11 protein-coding genes and 2 tRNA genes are annotated in these 16,546 nt (G+C 66.9%); 10 read left to right on the plus strand and 3 right to left on the minus strand.

The window, feature by feature from the left end; genetic code table 11:
- The first annotated feature begins 120 nt into the window (after positions 1–120).
- From gyrB to PHA84_RS05555, 6 genes are all read left to right on the plus strand, one after another.
- A complete protein-coding gene (gene gyrB / locus PHA84_RS05530) occupies positions 121–2,277 on the plus strand; it encodes a DNA topoisomerase (ATP-hydrolyzing) subunit B (protein WP_442952832.1) in 2,157 nt (718 codons plus the stop codon).
- Between the two features lie 191 nt (positions 2,278–2,468).
- Complete coding sequence (gene gyrA, locus PHA84_RS05535) at positions 2,469–5,225, plus strand: DNA gyrase subunit A (RefSeq protein ID WP_270887091.1); 2,757 nt, start codon at positions 2,469–2,471, stop codon at positions 5,223–5,225.
- A 56-nt stretch (positions 5,226–5,281) separates the two neighbouring features.
- Positions 5,282–5,734, plus strand: coding sequence for a DUF3566 domain-containing protein (locus tag PHA84_RS05540; protein WP_270887092.1), 453 nt, complete (start codon positions 5,282–5,284; stop codon positions 5,732–5,734).
- 185 nt (positions 5,735–5,919) lie between these two features.
- A tRNA-Ile gene (locus tag PHA84_RS05545) sits at positions 5,920–5,996 on the plus strand.
- A gap of 44 nt (positions 5,997–6,040) precedes the next feature.
- A complete protein-coding gene (locus PHA84_RS05550; protein ID WP_270887093.1) occupies positions 6,041–6,160 on the plus strand; it encodes a DLW-39 family protein in 120 nt (39 codons plus the stop codon).
- 46 nt (positions 6,161–6,206) lie between these two features.
- A tRNA-Ala gene (locus tag PHA84_RS05555) sits at positions 6,207–6,282 on the plus strand.
- Between the two features lie 76 nt (positions 6,283–6,358).
- On the opposite strand, the gene PHA84_RS05560 is transcribed toward PHA84_RS05555, so the two are convergent.
- Both PHA84_RS05560 and PHA84_RS05565 read right to left on the minus strand, forming a co-directional pair.
- Positions 6,359–7,564, minus strand: coding sequence for a tyrosine-type recombinase/integrase (locus PHA84_RS05560; RefSeq protein WP_270887094.1), 1,206 nt, complete (start codon positions 7,562–7,564; stop codon positions 6,359–6,361).
- Positions 7,564–7,767 carry a helix-turn-helix domain-containing protein gene (locus PHA84_RS05565; RefSeq protein WP_270887095.1) on the minus strand — a complete coding sequence of 68 codons (204 nt, stop codon included), beginning with the start codon at positions 7,765–7,767 and terminating at the stop codon, positions 7,564–7,566. Before PHA84_RS05565 ends, PHA84_RS05560 begins: the two co-directional genes overlap by 1 nt.
- 441 nt (positions 7,768–8,208) lie before the next feature.
- Here PHA84_RS05565 and mobF point away from each other — a divergent pair, with 441 nt between their 5' ends.
- The 4 genes from mobF (at position 8,209) to PHA84_RS05585 (ending at position 15,238) form a co-directional block, all read left to right on the plus strand.
- Positions 8,209–11,127, plus strand: coding sequence for a MobF family relaxase (gene mobF, locus PHA84_RS05570; protein ID WP_270887096.1), 2,919 nt, complete (start codon positions 8,209–8,211; stop codon positions 11,125–11,127).
- Between the two features lie 363 nt (positions 11,128–11,490).
- A complete protein-coding gene (locus tag PHA84_RS05575) occupies positions 11,491–12,696 on the plus strand; it encodes a dsDNA nuclease domain-containing protein (RefSeq protein ID WP_270887097.1) in 1,206 nt (401 codons plus the stop codon).
- Positions 12,693–13,268: a hypothetical protein gene (locus tag PHA84_RS05580; protein ID WP_270887098.1), complete on the plus strand. Its 576-nt coding sequence runs from the start codon at positions 12,693–12,695 to the stop codon at positions 13,266–13,268. Before PHA84_RS05575 ends, PHA84_RS05580 begins: the two co-directional genes overlap by 4 nt.
- Positions 13,265–15,238, plus strand: coding sequence for a hypothetical protein (locus PHA84_RS05585; RefSeq protein ID WP_270887099.1), 1,974 nt, complete (start codon positions 13,265–13,267; stop codon positions 15,236–15,238). The genes PHA84_RS05580 and PHA84_RS05585 overlap by 4 nt, the downstream gene beginning before the upstream one ends.
- 257 nt (positions 15,239–15,495) lie before the next feature.
- Here PHA84_RS05585 and PHA84_RS05590 read toward each other — a convergent pair whose 3' ends face one another.
- Positions 15,496–16,497: a DUF4365 domain-containing protein gene (locus tag PHA84_RS05590; protein WP_270887125.1), complete on the minus strand. Its 1,002-nt coding sequence runs from the start codon at positions 16,495–16,497 to the stop codon at positions 15,496–15,498.
- Positions 16,498–16,546 lie beyond the last annotated feature (49 nt).

The raw sequence follows: 16,546 nt of genomic DNA on the forward strand, positions 1-16,546 counted from the left end.
CGGCCAGCTGGTCTCCAGTCTGGTCGCGAGCCATGAGCAGGGTGCAGCAGGGCCGAGGGGTGACCCCCCGGGCGGCTGCCCCATCGGAGAAGGAGCACTGTGTCCGAGGCTGACAACACCATGTCCCCGTCCAGCGAGGTCCCTGCCGGGGACGCCTCGAACACCGGCCTCTCGAACACCGGCCTCTCGAACACCGGCCTCTCGAACACCGGTCGCACTGAAGTCACCGAGCACCTCACGGCCGCCGAGGCGGAGGCTGCCCGGGAGGCGGTGGAGGCGCGGCTCGCGGGGGCGCCGGCCGGTTCGGCGTACGACGCGAGCGCCATCACCGTGCTCGAGGGCCTCGAGGCGGTGCGCAAGCGGCCCGGGATGTACATCGGCTCGACCGGTGAGCGCGGCCTGCACCACCTGGTGTGGGAGATCGTCGACAACTCCGTCGACGAGGCGCTGGCCGGCTATGCGGACAGGATCGACGTGACCCTGCTGGCCGACGGCGGCGTACGGGTCGCCGACAACGGGCGCGGGATCCCCACAGACATCCACCCCGCGGAGGGGAAGTCGGCTGTCGAGCTCGTGCTGACGCAGCTGCACGCCGGCGGCAAGTTCGGCGGCGGCGGCTACAAGGTGTCCGGCGGGCTGCACGGGGTGGGCTCGTCGGTGGTCAACGCGCTGTCGACCCGCCTGGACGCCGAGGTCTTCCAGAAGGGGCATGCGTTCCGAGTCACGTTCGACCACGGCGAGGCCGTGGCGCCGCTCGCCAGGATGGAGGAGTCCGACCGCACCGGGACGACCATCACGTTCTGGCCCGACGGCGACATCTTCGAGACCACGACGTTCGACTTCGAGACGATCCGCGCCCGCTTCCAGCAGATGGCGTTCCTCAACAAGGGTCTGACGATCAACCTGGTCGACGAGCGGGTGCCGCAGACGGACGATGCGGAGGTCGACGCCGTCGACGAGTCCGAGCGGAAGCCACGCACGGTGTCCTACAAGTACGACAACGGACTCGTCGACTACGTCACCCACCTGGTGTCGTCCAAGAAGGCCGAACCGGTGCACGCGGAGATCATCTCCATCGAGTCGGAGGACGCGGAGCGGCAGCTGTCGCTCGAGCTCGCCATGCAGTGGACGACGGCGTACTCGGAGTCGGTGCACACGTACGCCAACACGATCAACACCCACGAGGGCGGCACTCACGAGGAGGGCTTCCGTGCGGCGATGACCAAGCTCGTCAACGACTTCGCCCGCAAGCAGAACCTCCTGAAGGACAAGGACGACAACCTCACCGGCGACGACATCCGAGAGGGTCTGACCGCGGTCCTCTCCGTCAAGCTCGGCGAGCCGCAGTTCGAGGGGCAGACGAAGACCAAGCTGGGCAACTCCGAGGTCAAAGGCTTCGTGCAGCGGGCGATGACCGACGAGTTCGGGCACTGGCTGGAGACGCACCCGAGTGAGGGCAAGGACATCGTCCGCAAGTCGGTCCAGGCCGCAGCCGCTCGGATGGCAGCCCGCAAGGCGCGGGAGGCCACCCGCCGCAAGGGCCTGCTGGAGTCCGGCGGCCTCCCCGGCAAGCTGCGCGACTGCCAGAGCAAGGACCCCAGCATCTCCGAGGTGTTCATCGTCGAGGGCGACTCGGCCGGCGGCTCGGCGGTCCGTGGACGGAACCCGCACAACCAGGCGATCCTGCCGATCCGCGGCAAGATCCTCAACGTCGAGAAGGCGCGCATCGACAAGGTGCTGGCCAACACGGAGGTGCAGGCGCTGATCTCGGCTTTCGGGACGGGCATCGGCGAGGACTTCGACAAGACCAAGGCGCGGTACCACAAGATCGTGCTGATGGCCGACGCCGACGTCGACGGGCTGCACATCCGGACGCTGCTGCTCACGCTGCTCTTCAGGTTCATGCGGCCGCTCATCGAGGAGGGCTACGTGTATCTCGCGCAGCCGCCGCTGTACCGCCTCAAGTGGAGCAACCACCCGCACGAGTTCGCCTACTCCGACCGCGAGCGCGACGCCATGGTCCAGGCCGGGCAGTCCCAGGGCTGGCGCCTGCCGAAGGACGCCGGCATCCAGCGGTACAAGGGCCTCGGCGAGATGGACTACCAGGAGCTGTGGGAGACCACCATGGACCCGGACCACCGCGTCCTGCTCCAGGTGACACTCGACGACGCGGCCGCGGCCGACGAGATCTTCGCCATCCTCATGGGCGAGGACGTCGAGAGCCGGCGCGGGTTCATCCAGCGGAACGCGCGCGACGTGCGTTTCCTGGATATCTGACGGTATGTGGGGTGTCCACGAGTGCCCGGGTGACAGCGCCTTCGCGGCAGTGCGCGCTCGGGCCTACCCTCCGCCCTCCGCTTCCCTCCGGGCTCCCGCCAGGCCCTCCACGGCCCTTCGGGCGCACAGCCGCTTCTGTCGGTCTCCGTGGGCGCTTCGAGCTATGACTCTGTCGAACAGCAAGGATCTTCATGACTGACGTGACACCGCCGATCGAGTTCGACCGGACGGAGGCCATCGACCTCAACACCGAGATGCAGCGCAGCTACATCGACTACGCGATGACGGTCATCGTGAGCCGCGCTCTGCCGGATGTGCGCGACGGGCTGAAGCCGGTGCACCGCCGGGTGGTCTACGCGATGTTCGACGGCGGGTACCGGCCGGACCGCGGCTACAACAAGTGCAGCCGCGTCGTCGGCGAGGTGATGGGCCAGTACCACCCGCACGGTGACTCCTCGATCTACGACGCGTTGGTCCGCCTCGTCCAGGACTGGTCGATGCGCTACCCGCTGGTCGACGGCCAGGGCAACTTCGGCAGCCCGGGCGACGACCCTGCCGCCGCCCCGCGGTACACCGAGTGCCGGATGGCGCCGCTGGCCATGGAGATGGTCCGCGACATCGACCAAGACACCGTCGACTTCCGCGACAACTACGACGGCAAGACGCAGGAGCCGGTCGTCCTGCCCAGCCGGTTCCCGAACCTGCTCGTGAACGGCTCGTCCGGGATCGCGGTCGGGATGGCGACGAACATCCCGCCGCACAACCTGCGCGAGGTGTCGGCCGCCGCCCAGTGGCTCCTGGCCAACCCCGAGGCCTCGCGGGAGGAGACGCTCGACGCCGTGCTGTCCCGGATCACCGGACCGGACTTCCCGACGGGCGCACTGATCCTCGGGCGCAAGGGGATCGAGGAGGCCTACCGGACCGGACGCGGCTCGGTCATCATGCGGGCCGTCGTGGAGGTGGAGGAGATCCAGGGGCGCCAGTGCCTCGTCGTCTCCCAGCTCCCGTACCAGGTCAACCCCGACACGCTCGCCCAGAAGATCGCCGAGCTGACCAAGGAGGGCCGGCTGTCCGGGATCGCGGACATCCGCGACGAGACGTCCGGCCGCACCGGGCAGCGGCTCGTCATCGTCCTCAAGCGGGACGCAGTTGCGAAGGTCGTGCTCAACAACCTCTACAAGCACACCCAGCTCCAGACCAACTTCGGCGCTAACATGCTGGCGCTGGTCGACGGGGTGCCGCGCACGCTGCCGATCGACGCGTTCATCCGGTACTGGGTTGACCACCAGATCGAGGTCATCGTCCGCCGGACGCAGTTCCGCCTCCGCAAGGCCGAGGCCGACATCCACATCCTGCGTGGGCTCCTCAAGGCGCTGGACGCCCTCGACGAGGTCATCGCCCTGATCCGGCGCTCCTCGACGGTGGAGATCGCGCGCGACGGCCTGATCGAGCTGCTCGGTATCGACGAGGTCCAGGCCCGCGCGATCCTCGACATGCAGCTGCGCCGGCTGGCCGCCCTGGAGCGGCAGAAGATCATCGACGACCACAACCGGCTCGAGGCGATGATCACGGACTTCCAGGACATCCTGGCCAGGCCGGACCGCCAGCGCACCATCGTCTCCGACGAGCTCGCCGACATCGTCGGCAAGTACGGCGACGAGCGTCGCACCCGGATCGAGTTCTTCGACGGCGACATGTCGATGGAGGACCTGATCCCGGAGGAGGACGTCGTCGTCACCATCACGCGCGGCGGGTATGCCAAGCGGACCCGGGTCGATGCATACCGCTCGCAGGGGCGTGGCGGCAAGGGTGTCCGCGGAGCCCAGCTCCGCGGCGACGACATGGTGGAGCACTTCTTCACCACGACGTCGCACCACTGGCTCCTGTTCTTCACCAACCTCGGCCGCGTCTATCGCGCCAAGGCGTACGAGCTGCCGGACTCAGGCCGTGACGCCAAGGGCCAGCATGTGGCGAACCTGCTGGCCTTCCAGCCTGACGAGCGGATCGCGCAGGTTCTCGATATCCGCGACTACGCCGAGCAGCCCTACCTCGTGCTCGCCACGAAGAACGGCCTCGTCAAGAAGACCCGCCTGGCCGACTACGACTCACCGCGCAGCGGGGGCCTCATCGCCGTGAACCTCAGGGAGGGTGACGAGCTGGTGGCGGTCGACCTCGCGTCGCAGACCGACGACCTGCTGCTGGTGTCGCGCAAGGCGCAGTCCGTACGGTTCCACGCGACTGACGAGCAGCTCCGCCCGATGGGCCGCGCCACCAGCGGCGTGACCGGTATGCGGTTCCGGGGGAACGACTCGCTGCTGTCACTGAGCGTCATCCACGAGGGCGAGGACCCGGACGTGTTCGTGGTCTTCGAGAACGGCATGGCCAAGCGCAGCCCCGCCTCGGACTGGACCCCGAAGGGACGAGGTGGCCTCGGAGTCACCGTCGCGAAGATCACCGAGCGCAACGGTGACCTCGTCGGGGCCCTGACCGTCGGCGAGGACGACGAGGTCCTGGTCATCATGGGCAAGGGCAACATCGTGCGGATGCCGGTGCACCCGGTGACGCGCACAGGGCGGAACACGCAGGGGATGAAGTTCGCCAACCCGGGTAATGCAGACTCCGTGGTGGCCGTCGCTCGGAACCCGGAACGCACTCCTGAGGAGGTCGCAGCCGAGGCTGCACAGGTGGAGCCCGTCACCGCGGCCGAGGCCGCCGTCGACGGGAGCGGGGTCACCGGTGCGGCTGACCCGGGCGCCGAGGTGGGCGCCGACGAGGTCGCGTTCGCCGCGGACCCGGCCGAGGTCGTCCTTCCGGTGTCCGATGGGAGTGCCGCGGACGACTCGGGGGCCTCGGATGCCGTACCGTCGTCTGAGAACGAAATGGGCGTGGATGGTGCTGCGGAGGCGCCGGAGGTGCCCGGTGACGACGGCAGTGGAGGTACCGAGTGAGCACGCCAGGCCCGACGAGCACTTCGTCCCGCCCCATGGGTGGGGCGCAGTCCGGCGTGAGCAGCCCCTCCCAGGTCGGCGGACCGAGGACCAACGGCTCGCCCACGCGTCCGGCGGGCGGGCCCGCGGGAACGGCGCCGGCGCGCGCCAGGCGGGTCAAGCTGACCGTCTCCCGTGTGGACCCCTGGTCGGCGATGAAGATGTCCTTCCTCATCTCGGTGGCTCTGGGCATCGCCGGAGTCGTCATGGTGGCGGTCCTGTGGATGATCCTCTCCGGGATGGGCGTCTTCTCCGAGGTCAACCGCCTGGTGGGGACCATCTTCAACGACTCCCAGAACCCGTTCGACATCATGGACTACCTCGGCTTCGGCCGGGTGCTGTCCCTGTCGATCGTCATCGGAGTCATCGACGTCATCCTCATGACCGCCCTGTCGACCCTCGGTGCGTTCCTCTACAACATCTGCTCCGCGCTGGTCGGCGGCCTCCAGCTGACCCTCACCGACGACTGATCTCCCATGCTGGCCAGCGCCCTCGGGAGGGCGCGGTAGCGAGCCTGGGGGCTCCGTCCGGGGCTGCCTCGACGGTGCTCGAGCGGGTCCCCTGGGCGGTGCTGACCGTTTTGGTGGAGGGTATGCCGGTGCTGTAACCTCGTGCCTCGCGTCACCTCCGGTGGCGCAGCGGAGATTGGGCTCACGGGCCTATAGCTCAGACGGTTAGAGCGCTTCCCTGATAAGGAAGAGGCCACAGGTTCAAGTCCTGTTAGGCCCACCAATCCCGATCCCCGCGGGTTCCTCTGCGAGGGAAGGCGGACGGCCATGAAGAAGATCCTTATCCTCATCGCGACTGCTGTCGGGGCTGCGGCGATCCAGAAGAAGCTCAAGGCCCAGCAGGCCGAGAAGGACCTCTGGTCCCAGGCGACCGACTCCCCCAAGTAGAGGTCCGCAACACCGGCGGCCCGGCTAGACCGGGTCGCTACCCTTCGGGGCCATGGCGCAATTGGTAGCGCACCTGCTTTGCAAGCAGGGGGTTAGGGGTTCGAGTCCCCTTGGCTCCACCACAGGTCAGAGGCCTTCTCCGCTTTGCGGGGAGGGCCTCTTTCGCGCCCGTACTGCTGCAAAGTACTGCAGTGGTGGTCATCCGAAGGCCTCCCCCAGCCGCTTGAGGGCCTCCCGTGTCGTGGCGGACGAGACCTGCGAGTAGATGTCCATCGTCACCGCGATCTTGCTGTGACGGAGGATCGCCATGGCCACTCGAGGGTGGACGTCGAGCGCGACCAGCAGGCTCGCGCAGGTGCGGCGGGTGGCGTGAACGGGGATGACGGGAACGCCAGCCTTGCTCGCTCGGGTCTTGAAGGCGCGGTGGAAGTTCCGAGGATCCAGGGCATCGCCGAATCGCGTCGTGAGGACAAGGCCGGTGCCCGCCCATGCCTCGCCTGAGGCCAGCCGCAGGCGCGCCTCGGTCCGACGACGGTCCTCGAGGGCCCGGACGCAGAGGTCCGGCAGCGGAAGTGGCGCGTCGGACGATGGTGTCTTGGTCTGTCGCCGGACCAGCTCGCCCTTGACCCGCTGGACCTGCCACGCGATGCGCGCCTCCCCGTGCTCGAGGTCAAGGTCCTCCCACGCCAGTCCGAGGAGCTCGCCGCGACGCAGGCCGAGGATGAGCAGCAGGACGTAACCGGCGTACATCGGGTCGCCGTCGGTGCGTGCGGACTCGAGGAACTGCCTCGCCTCCTCGACGGTCCACATGACGCGCTTCCCGGCTCGTGGCACCGGCACGCGGACCAGCCCGGCTACGTTCCTCGACACCAGCTCTTCGCGCATGGCCTCGCTGAGCATGCTCCGGAGCACTGTCCAGGCTTGGTGGACAGTCCACTCCGAGGCGATCTGGTGGCAGCACTGGCCAACCGCGCAGCACCGCGGACTCTCGCGCGCCGCATCCTTACCTTGGGCGCAGCACTGGCACCGTTGCTTGAGATCGTTGAGCCAGAGCCGCACGTCACGGACGCTCAGCCGGTCGAGACGCTTCACGCCCAGGTCGGGGACGATGTACAGGCGGGTGAACAGCTCGTAGTTGGCGGCCGTGGTCGGTGCCAAGTTGGGCGCGACGACGTCACGCAACCAGCCGACGGCGAACTCCTCGAGCCGCGGGACCTTGGTGGTCACCGGCCCGCGGCGTGCCTGCTCCTGGAGCTGGACCCACTTGTCGTGGACCACTTCGCGCGTCTTGCCGTACACAGTCTTGCGCTGGCGTCGTCCCTGCGGCGTCGTCACCCACACCTGCGCGGCATAGCCATTGCGGTAGGGGTAGATCGTCCCCTCGCCGTTGTGCCGCCTGGTCATCAGCGGTCTGCCTCTGACTCCGCGACCTTGAGCGCGACGTACTCGTCCACCCACTCGGGCAGGATCCGGCGGAGTTTGCCGTCCTTCACGGACTTGAGGTCGCCAGACAGGATCGCCATGCGGACCTTCGTCTCTCCGTACCCCAGCATCTCGGCGACCTCCGCGACCGTGTGCCAGCGCCTCGTCAACACCAAGTCAGACATGATCGGCTCCTTTCGTCCGTGGTGACCGCGTCCACTGTCATGGAACGCTTGGTTTCGCCAATAGCTAGACAACGGCTTTCAGGGGGCACCATCTGAGTTCGCCATCGGTCCACCCGGTGATCAAGGTCCTCGCCGGCGACTGTGGACAAGGCGGAACGCCGACGGCTCTGCTGTCACAGGTCTGGGGCCGGACGTGCAAGACGATCCGCACGTCGCGACTCCAACCCCGGTTCACCGCTCGCATCCCCCGGGCCACCTCGACCACCCCACTCCCTGGCGCAGTCCCTCATCGTCGGGCCGCTCTGCTCGGCCCGCCCCATCCACCACACGACCCCAGCGATCCACCGACACCTTGTCCACGGCCCATCTCGTTTCACACGTCTGGCACCAGTGGTGAGCCGTGGGGATCAGGTGGTGCCCCCGACAGCCCGTTGTCCTGTCATGACCATGTCGATCCGCCGGATGACCCTGGGTGCCGGGTACCGGTACCTAATGTCCTCGGTGGCCCGCATGGACGAGGCCGGTCCGGCACGGGGACTGACGGACTACTACGCCGCGAAGGGGACGCCGCCAGGCACGTTCCTGGGTGCTGGTCTCGCCGGGTTGGACGATGGACGGGGTGTGGTCGGGGGATCCCCGGTGTCGGAAGAGGCGCTGTGGCGAATGCTCGGCATGCTCCGGGACCCAGTCACCGGACAGGCGCTCGGACGCCTGCCGCGCGGCCGAGGGACGGTGTTCGTCGACCACGTCGGTAGGGTGCGCAAGGCCCCGGCGAGCGTGGCCGGGTTCGACCTGACGTTCTCCGCCCCCAAGTCCGTGTCGGTGGCGTGGGCGCTGGCGGACGAGCCGACCCGTGGGCGGATCCACGCCGCGCACCGGCGCGCGCTGGAGCAGGTGATCGCGTACGGGGAAGCGCAGGTATTCGCCACGCGCAGCGGCCATGCCGGCGCCGTGTCTGAGGACGTTCGCGGCATCGTCGCCACCGCGTTCGACCACTGGGACTCGCGGGCCGGGGACCCTCAGCTGCATACCCATGTTGTGGTGCTCAACCGGGCACAGTCCGTTGTCGGCGGGGCGTGGAAGACGTTGGACTCCAAGGCCCTGTTCGCCGCGTCGGTCGGGATGTCGGAGTTGTACAACGGGCTGCTCGCGGACGAGTTGACCCGTGATCTCGGGTGGGCGTGGGTGCCCGAAACACGGCGTCGGTCGCAGGTGCCGAAGTGGGAAGTCGACGGGGTCACTGCCGAACTGCGGGACGAGTTTTCGCAACGGTCGACCGCGATCGAGACCGCCAAGGACCAGCTCGTCAAAGAGTTCGTGGCCGCTCGCGGGCGGCCGCCGTCCGCCCCAGAGGTGATCAAGCTGCGCCAACAAGCCACCCTCGCCACCCGCCCTGAAAAGGACGTCAAACCGCTGAACGACCTCATCAGCCGGTGGCGTGGTCGGGCGGATCCGTTCCTCGACGCTGGCCGCCAGGAGCGGTGGGTGGCCGCCTTGGGCGGTCGCCATACCCAGCGACTCCTGATCGCGGGCGACCTCGAAGAAGGCATGCTGCGCGACCTGGCGGGCGTCGTGGTCCAGACGGTGGCGGACAAGCGGCCCACGTTCACTCGGGCCAACCTGCTCGCCGAGACCAGCCGCCAGCTGGCCGGAGTCCGGTTTGTCACTGCCACTCACCGGGTTGCCGTGACGGAGCACGTGGCGACGCTCGCGACGGAGAGATCGGTGATGCTCACGCCGGCTGAGCCGGACCTGTTGCCCGAGCATTTGCGTCGCCCGGACGGCACCTCGCGTTTGCGGGCCCGCAACAGCGAGGTCTACGCCACCGCCGAGATCCTCGACGCCGAAGCCCGTCTTCTCGAGGCGGGCCGTGCGACCGACGGCCCTGTCGTTGGGTCTGCTGTGGCCGCGCGGCTCGGGCAGTTGGTCGCACCCGGAAAGAACCATCTGCTGTCTGCGGAGCAGGCCATCGCGGTTGCCGCCATCGTCACCTCCGGCCGGGCCCTGGACGTGCTGGTCGGACCAGCCGGGTCCGGGAAGTCGAGCGCGATGGCTGTGGTCAGGGCTGCGTGGGAGGCCCATTACGGCCGTGGGGCTGTGGTCGGGCTTGCACCGTCCGCCGCCGCCGCCGAGGTGCTCGCCGACGCGGTCGGGGTGCCTACGGAGAACACCGCCAAGTGGATCACCGAGAACCGACGCACCCCAGAACGGGCGAAGGTGGTCCAGGACTACGCCGCCAGGCTGGCGCGTGCCTACCCATCGGTGGCCACCCGGCAACTGCAGCTGCGTGCGCGAGCGGCATACGAGGAGTACGCATGCTGGTCCCTCCAGCAAGGGCAGCTGGTCATCATCGACGAAGCCTCCATGGCCGCCACCAAGCACCTCGACCACATCACCACCCACGCCCGCCAAGTCGGCGCGAAAGTCCTGCTCGTCGGCGACTGGGCCCAGCTGTCACCCGTCCAAGCTGGGGGCGCGTTCAAGCTCCTAGCCGACGACCGCGGCGCCGACGCCCCGACCTTGCGCGAAGTGCACCGGTTCAACCACGAATGGGAACGCGACGCCTCGATGCAACTGCGCCTCGGGAACGCAGACATCGCCCATACCTACGTCGCGAACGGTCGCATCGAGTATGGGTCGCGCGAGGACATGCTCGATCTGCTCTTCGACGCCTGGCTCACCGACACCCAGGCCGGGCGAACGTCGCTGATGCTGGCAGTCGACACGCAGACCGTGACTGACCTGAACCAACGCGCCCGCGGCCACCTCGTCCGCGCCGGCCACGTCATCGCCGAGGGAGTGCGCCTCGCAGACGGGTCGACTGTCGGTGTCGGCGACCTCATCGTCACCCGTCGCAACCAGCGCTCCCTGGCGACCGACCGCGGGTGGGTGAAGAACGGCAACGACTGGATGGTCACGGAGGTCCACGAGGATGGGTCCATGGCCGTGACTCGCGCCGCGACAGGAACGTCTGCAATCTTGCCCGCCGAATACGTCCGTGAGCATGTCGAGCTCGGCTACGCCTCCACCGCTCACCGAGCCCAAGGCCGCACCGTCGATGCCGCCCACGCCTACCTCAACGCCGCGACGACTTTGGAGCCGTTGTACGTGATGGCGACCAGAGGCAGGGACATCAACCAGCTGTATATCGACATCGCTGATGACCCTGACAATGCCATCCAGCACGGCGGCCTGGATCATGCCGACTCGGCCGATGTGCTCCGACGCATCGTCGAGACCAGCAGCGTAGAGCTTTCGGCCACCCAAGTCAGACACGATGAACACGCCGCAACAAGGAGCCGCGAGCGCGAATGGCGCTCCCTGCACGTGGCTCTCGATCGGGTGGGCCCCCATCGATGACCTGTCTTGGCAGTAGGCGTGTGTTGAAGGGCAATACCATTCCGCCCGGACATGAGACCAGCTGACGCAGCCGACTACCTCATGCCGATGTGGGGACGTTCGGTAACGTCAGATGCGCGTCTTACCGCCCACTATGCAGCGGGTCACCTAGTGCGAACCGCGCATCTGAGGGACGCCCTGTTCTCGTCGCGAGCTCAGAGCTCTCCCGTCACGGGTAGGGCCCGCCCAAGAACCGCCGCAGGGCATCCATCTTCGACGCGTTCCTGGCCGGCGAAGGGGCGTGTCGAACGAGTGAACCGCCTGCATCCTGGACAGTTCCTCACTAGGTTGCCTCTTCAAGGACCCGGAGTGCAGGAGCTCAGGATGGAACAGAACGCGACCGATGGCACTGCGCCGTCGACCGCTGCTGCCATCCCCGCGTTCGCCGCACTCACCAGCGACCCCACCGGCATCGACACCTTCGAGCGGTTCCTTTGGCAGACAAAGCTTGCTGTCCTGACTTGGCTCTCCTCGCTTGGCCCCACCGGCCCCATCGCGATCGTCGCCGAGCACGTCGAGGACCTCGCCATCGTCGAGGCCGACTGCTTCCGGTTCGCCCAGCTCAAGACGAAGGACCGCGGCTCCTGGGGAGCGATGAAGCTCTGCGGCAAGGAACATGCGATCAGCAGGCTCATCGTCTCCTACCAGGAGGCCAAGGCCGCCGGCATCCTCGACCTGTCGAGGTTCGAGGTGTGGCTCGAAGGCCCGCCTGCCAGCGACGCCAAGACGAAGACGTTCTTCGCAGACCCCACTAAGGCACACGCCGACATCAAGGCGAAGATCCGCGCGCTGGGCTTGAATGGGCCTGCTCTCATCGACTTCTTGAAGCGGCTGAGCGTCCACTGCCACCGGCCGTCGCGGGGTACGATCGACGCCGTCGCCATCAAGGCCATCGGTGCCGCATGGCCGCACATGCCATACCAGCAGTGCCACGACCTATACGACAAGCTCCTGGGCCTCGCCCAGGCAGCACAGGCTGCCAGCGAGCCGCCGGCCGTCGTCCGGGCCGCTATTGCAGCGGGCCGGATCCAACCCCTCGACCCAACCCTGTGGGCACCGATCCAGAAGCAGGTCCTGCTCGGCCAACATCTTGCCGCGGTCTGCCCGCCCCTGCCGTCGGCCACCAACGCCGAACTCCTCCAGCGCGCAGCGGCAAGCCAAACGACGCTGCTCGAGCTGAAGCTCGTCCGTGCCGGCGCCGCCCCCGACACCGTCGCCAAGGCCATCATGGTCCGCGCCGCCGCCGACGTCGCCGGCGCGCTAGCGACATCCGGAGGCCGCATCGACGACGCCGGCATGGCCGACCTGGATGACCGCATCCTGACGCTCGGCGAGGCGGTCGCCAACCTTGCCAAGCTCGACGCGGCGGGCGCACCTGCGCCGGCGGAGTTCGTCTTCAACAATCTGATGAGCCGCCCCGACATCGCCGCGGCCGACATCACGAAGGTCTACAAGGGTGACTACAGGCTCGTCATCGGGCGGCTGTGCGGCCTCTCCGACGAGTGCAAGTTCGGATGGGGGCACCTATGACCGAGCAGAACCTACCGGCGGGCGCCAGGCGCTCGGACCGTGGCCGCTACCGATCCTCCCGTGAGGCCGAGGCACGCCTCCTGCTGCTCATCGACGCGTTCAGCAGATCAAGCCGGGGTCCGCGGACCCTCGAAGGGCGGGTCAAGCTCGCCAAGCTCGACTTCCTCCTGCGCTACCCCCGGCACTTGGCGACCGTCCTTGCCGGGCGCGGCAACAGCACCCCCGCGGCCCGTGCAGACCTAATCGACCAAGACAGCCCGCTGGAGTCACGCATGATGCGCTACCGCTACGGACCCTGGGACCCCAGCCACTTCGCCATCCTAGGAGCACTCGTCGGCCGACGCCTCATCGAGGTCGTTCCGGCCGCCACCTCGCAGGCACTCGGCTACCGGACGACTGCCATTGGAGCGGCACTCGTCGAGGACCTTCTCAGCGATGGCGCCTTCGAGGAGCTTCAGGAACGAATCGTGCTGTTGCGCCGGCACCTCGACCTGACCGGGGAGAACCTAAAGAAGATCTTGTACGAGCTGCCCGAAGTCGCGGACGCCACGTGGCACCAGGAGCTCTCATGACCGAACAGAAGGAGCCGACGCAGCAAGCACCCACGTTCGATTCGCACGTCCTGCGGGTCAACCAGGTTGAGCTCGTCGGCGGCTTTCGCAAGGTCGACCTCCACCCGGGCCTGAACATCGTCCGTGGCGACATCACCACCGGCAAGACCACCTTCATCAAGCTTTTGCGGGCGTTGCTCGGCTCCATCCCCAAGCACCTCATTCCCGAAGTAGCCAGCGTCCGCGGCATCAGCGCTGACCTGGTCCTTGGCGCCAAGGAGTGGCAGGTCCTTAAGCCGATGGTCACCACCAAGGACACGCCAGTCGAGATCGCCGAACGGCCCGCCGAGGGCGAGGACACCTCTATGGACATCGCCATCAGACTGCCCGCCGCCGGAAGCGGCGGCTACGGTGAGTTCCTGCTTGACCAGCTCTCCGTCCCGGTCGTCTACGTTCCCAAGGCCCGCACCGACCCGACCTCGGACCTGTCTCCAGTCACCATCAACGACTGGCTCAATTACTGCATCGTCACCGGTGACGAGCTCGACGCCCAGGTCTTCGGGCACCGCGACGTGTTCCGCAACCACAAGCGCCGCTGGGTCTTCGAGATCCTGTTCAACCTGTATGACAAGGAGCTCGCCGCCCTCAACGCCGAAGCTCGGCTCCTCGACCGGCAGATCGCCGCCACCAGCGCCGAACGGGAGGTCATCGGCAAGTTCCTGGCTACCTCGCCCGTTGGCGGACGCCTAGGGCTGGAAACCGCTCTCGACGGAGAACGAAGACAGCTCGAGCTCATCGCAGAACGCAAGGCTCAGCTCGGCCTGGAAGCCGCCCAGAACCCCGCCGCCGAGATTGCCGACCTCCGCGTCACCGTTCTGCGCCTGCGTGAGGAGCAGGACGAGCGAACCGCTGAAGTCCGCAACATCGACGCGCAGATCCGGGACTTGGTCGACCTGGAAAAGGAACTGACCAGTCTCTCGAAGCGGCTGACCCGGTCGATCGTCGCCGACGAGTGGATGGTCGACTTCGACTTCATCGTGTGCCCCAGGTGCGGACAGGACGTCGACCAGCATCGCACCGAGCACCCGATCTGCTATCTCTGCGAGCAACCCGAACCGGTAGCCACCCCGAGTCTGGAAATGCTCCTCAAGGAACAGGACCGGGTCACGTTCCAGATCACCGAGACCGAGCAGCTGCTCGCTGAACGACGCATAGCACGTTCCACCCTCCAGGCAAGGACCAATGAGGTCGCCGTCGAACTTCAGCGCACCTCAGCGCGTCTCGATGAAGCGACAGCGGAGTTTGTCTCTGCCCACGCCGCCGAACTCCAGGGCGTTGCCGCTGACGAGGCAGCAGCCGACGCGAACATCGAGTGGCTCCAGCGGACCTTGTCGCTGTTCGAGAAGCATGAGGACCAAGACGCGCGTCTCGCCGAACTGGAGCAGCGCCTTGCCACTCTGCGGGAGGAGATCGAGCAGCACGAGAGCAGCATCGCCGTCGGTGAGGAGAACATCGTCGCGCTGGAGACGCGGATGCTGCAGTACCTCGAGCGGCTCAACGTCCCTACGCTGAGCGACACCCTGAGCGTCCGAATCAACCGGCGCGACTACCTGCCCGAGGTCAGCACTCGTACGTTCGACGAACTTTCCTCGCAAGGCCTGAAGACCCTCGTCAACGTCGCCCACGCCCTCGCGCAACACACCGTCGCGATCGACCGCGGACTATGCCTTCCGGGCCTGCTCATCCTCGACGGCGTATCCGCGAACTCCGGCAAAGAGGGCCTCGACGGGAATCGGGTTCTCGACATGTACCGGCTCTTCGCAGAGGTCTCGGCCGACTACGCAGACTGGCTCCAGCTCATCATCGTCGACAATGAGGTGCCCGACGAGATTCTGCACGACTTCGCGGACAGGGTCGTCCTGACGCTCACCCAAGCGGACCGACTCATCCGCACCAAATTGCCTGCCGCGGACGACAACCCCGACGGCTAACCTCACGTCATGTGCCGTCCGCCCGATGAGCTCGACCTCGCAAGCTGACGTTCCGAGCGTGGCCATCCATCGTTCGGGCCCAGTATGGATCAACACTGTTCAAGGTCGACGCGAGACGCCGCGCTTTGCGCAGCGACGAGGCCCGTTCATGTGAGTCATTCCCCGCGTGCCAGCCCCCGACAAGGTTGGACCATGCAGGGACTCAAGGTGCCGAGGGGGACACCTCGCGACTCGGGGGCGGAGCTCTGATCGGCTTGCTATAGCGATCCCCACAACCTGCTGGCGCGCCGGCGTGCCTCGTTCCTGGCCACATCATCCGCTACGTCACGACGGAGTGTCAGGAAGTCGTAGTGCTCGTCTATCAAAGTCCCGTCCTGGCTGACCTCGACCAGCGACGGGTAAGGTCCACCCTCGCGGAAGAGCAGTGGGACGTACTCGATGACTAAGCCGAGCTCCGCCTTGTCAGGCGGTGATGGAAGCGATTCGCGGCTCAATGCGTCGAGGTTTCCAGAGACCAACCCGACGAGCGCATGATCGCAGCCGGCAAGGCGTCGATTGCGCCGCATCTGAACGAGCATGTCGTCCAGCTCCGCCTCTTCATAGGTGCCGAACCCCGGGCGCCCGAGGATGACATCCGCCGCAACCACCCCACGGCCCGGCACGGACGGCATCCACAGATCCATGCCGTGAAAATCACGAGGGATCTGCAGTTCGTTGTTCCACGAGTAGGTGAACATAGTGGACTCGACCAACCACACGCGAAATAGCTGACGTACCAGATCAATCCGTTGGAAGCCTTCAGCGATCTTTTCCAGCCGCCATCGGGATCGCTCATCGAGACGTTGATCGCGAGGGACGTCAATCACGTTGACGCCGTCTACGATCGTGAGATTTTCGGCAGAGACGTGCTGCCAGTAGCAGATCTCCGTCACCTCATCGACAAGAACCAAGAGCACCGGCGATGTGTAGGAGAGCCAGTAGTTGAGGTGCTGCGGCTTCGGTCGGTACCTAAAGCCGCGCTCGTTCTCGGCTCTCAGGTACGACGAACCGCACTTGATCTGTATCGACAGAACGCGTCCGGTTGACGTGCCGTCATGCCCCCGAACTTCTAGCTCACCGTCGATCCCGAGATCGATGGTTGGCTTATTTCGGAAAGCCCAACGCAGGTCGCGAGCGGCTGCTGTCTGAACCAGCGCGACGCCCAAGTCGCCTGTCAGAGAGCTATCGTCATAGGTTGGCCACCGATCGAGAGACCCCATTCCTGTCACGAACACGGTCTATCACTGGCGCGCAAGGTAAGGAAATCAA

The sequence above is a fragment of the Pedococcus sp. 5OH_020 genome, from assembly GCF_027812955.1.
Taxonomy (GTDB): Bacteria; Actinomycetota; Actinomycetes; order Actinomycetales; family Dermatophilaceae; genus Pedococcus.

Excerpts from the sequence above, each read along its gene's own strand:
- PHA84_RS05580 (WP_270887098.1), top strand. The coding sequence starts at position 12,693 with ATGACCGAGCAGAACCTACCGGCGGGCGCCAGGCGCTCGGACCGTGGC.
- PHA84_RS05590 (WP_270887125.1), bottom strand. The coding sequence starts at position 16,497 with ATGGGGTCTCTCGATCGGTGGCCAACCTATGACGATAGCTCTCTGACA.
- PHA84_RS05565 (WP_270887095.1), bottom strand. The coding sequence starts at position 7,767 with ATGTCTGACTTGGTGTTGACGAGGCGCTGGCACACGGTCGCGGAGGTC.
- PHA84_RS05560 (WP_270887094.1), bottom strand. The coding sequence starts at position 7,564 with ATGACCAGGCGGCACAACGGCGAGGGGACGATCTACCCCTACCGCAAT.
- PHA84_RS05575 (WP_270887097.1), top strand. The coding sequence starts at position 11,491 with ATGGAACAGAACGCGACCGATGGCACTGCGCCGTCGACCGCTGCTGCC.
- mobF (WP_270887096.1), top strand. The coding sequence starts at position 8,209 with ATGACCATGTCGATCCGCCGGATGACCCTGGGTGCCGGGTACCGGTAC.
- PHA84_RS05585 (WP_270887099.1), top strand. The coding sequence starts at position 13,265 with ATGACCGAACAGAAGGAGCCGACGCAGCAAGCACCCACGTTCGATTCG.
- gyrB (WP_442952832.1), top strand. The coding sequence starts at position 121 with ATGTCCCCGTCCAGCGAGGTCCCTGCCGGGGACGCCTCGAACACCGGC.
- gyrA (WP_270887091.1), top strand. The coding sequence starts at position 2,469 with ATGACTGACGTGACACCGCCGATCGAGTTCGACCGGACGGAGGCCATC.
- PHA84_RS05550 (WP_270887093.1), top strand. The coding sequence starts at position 6,041 with ATGAAGAAGATCCTTATCCTCATCGCGACTGCTGTCGGGGCTGCGGCG.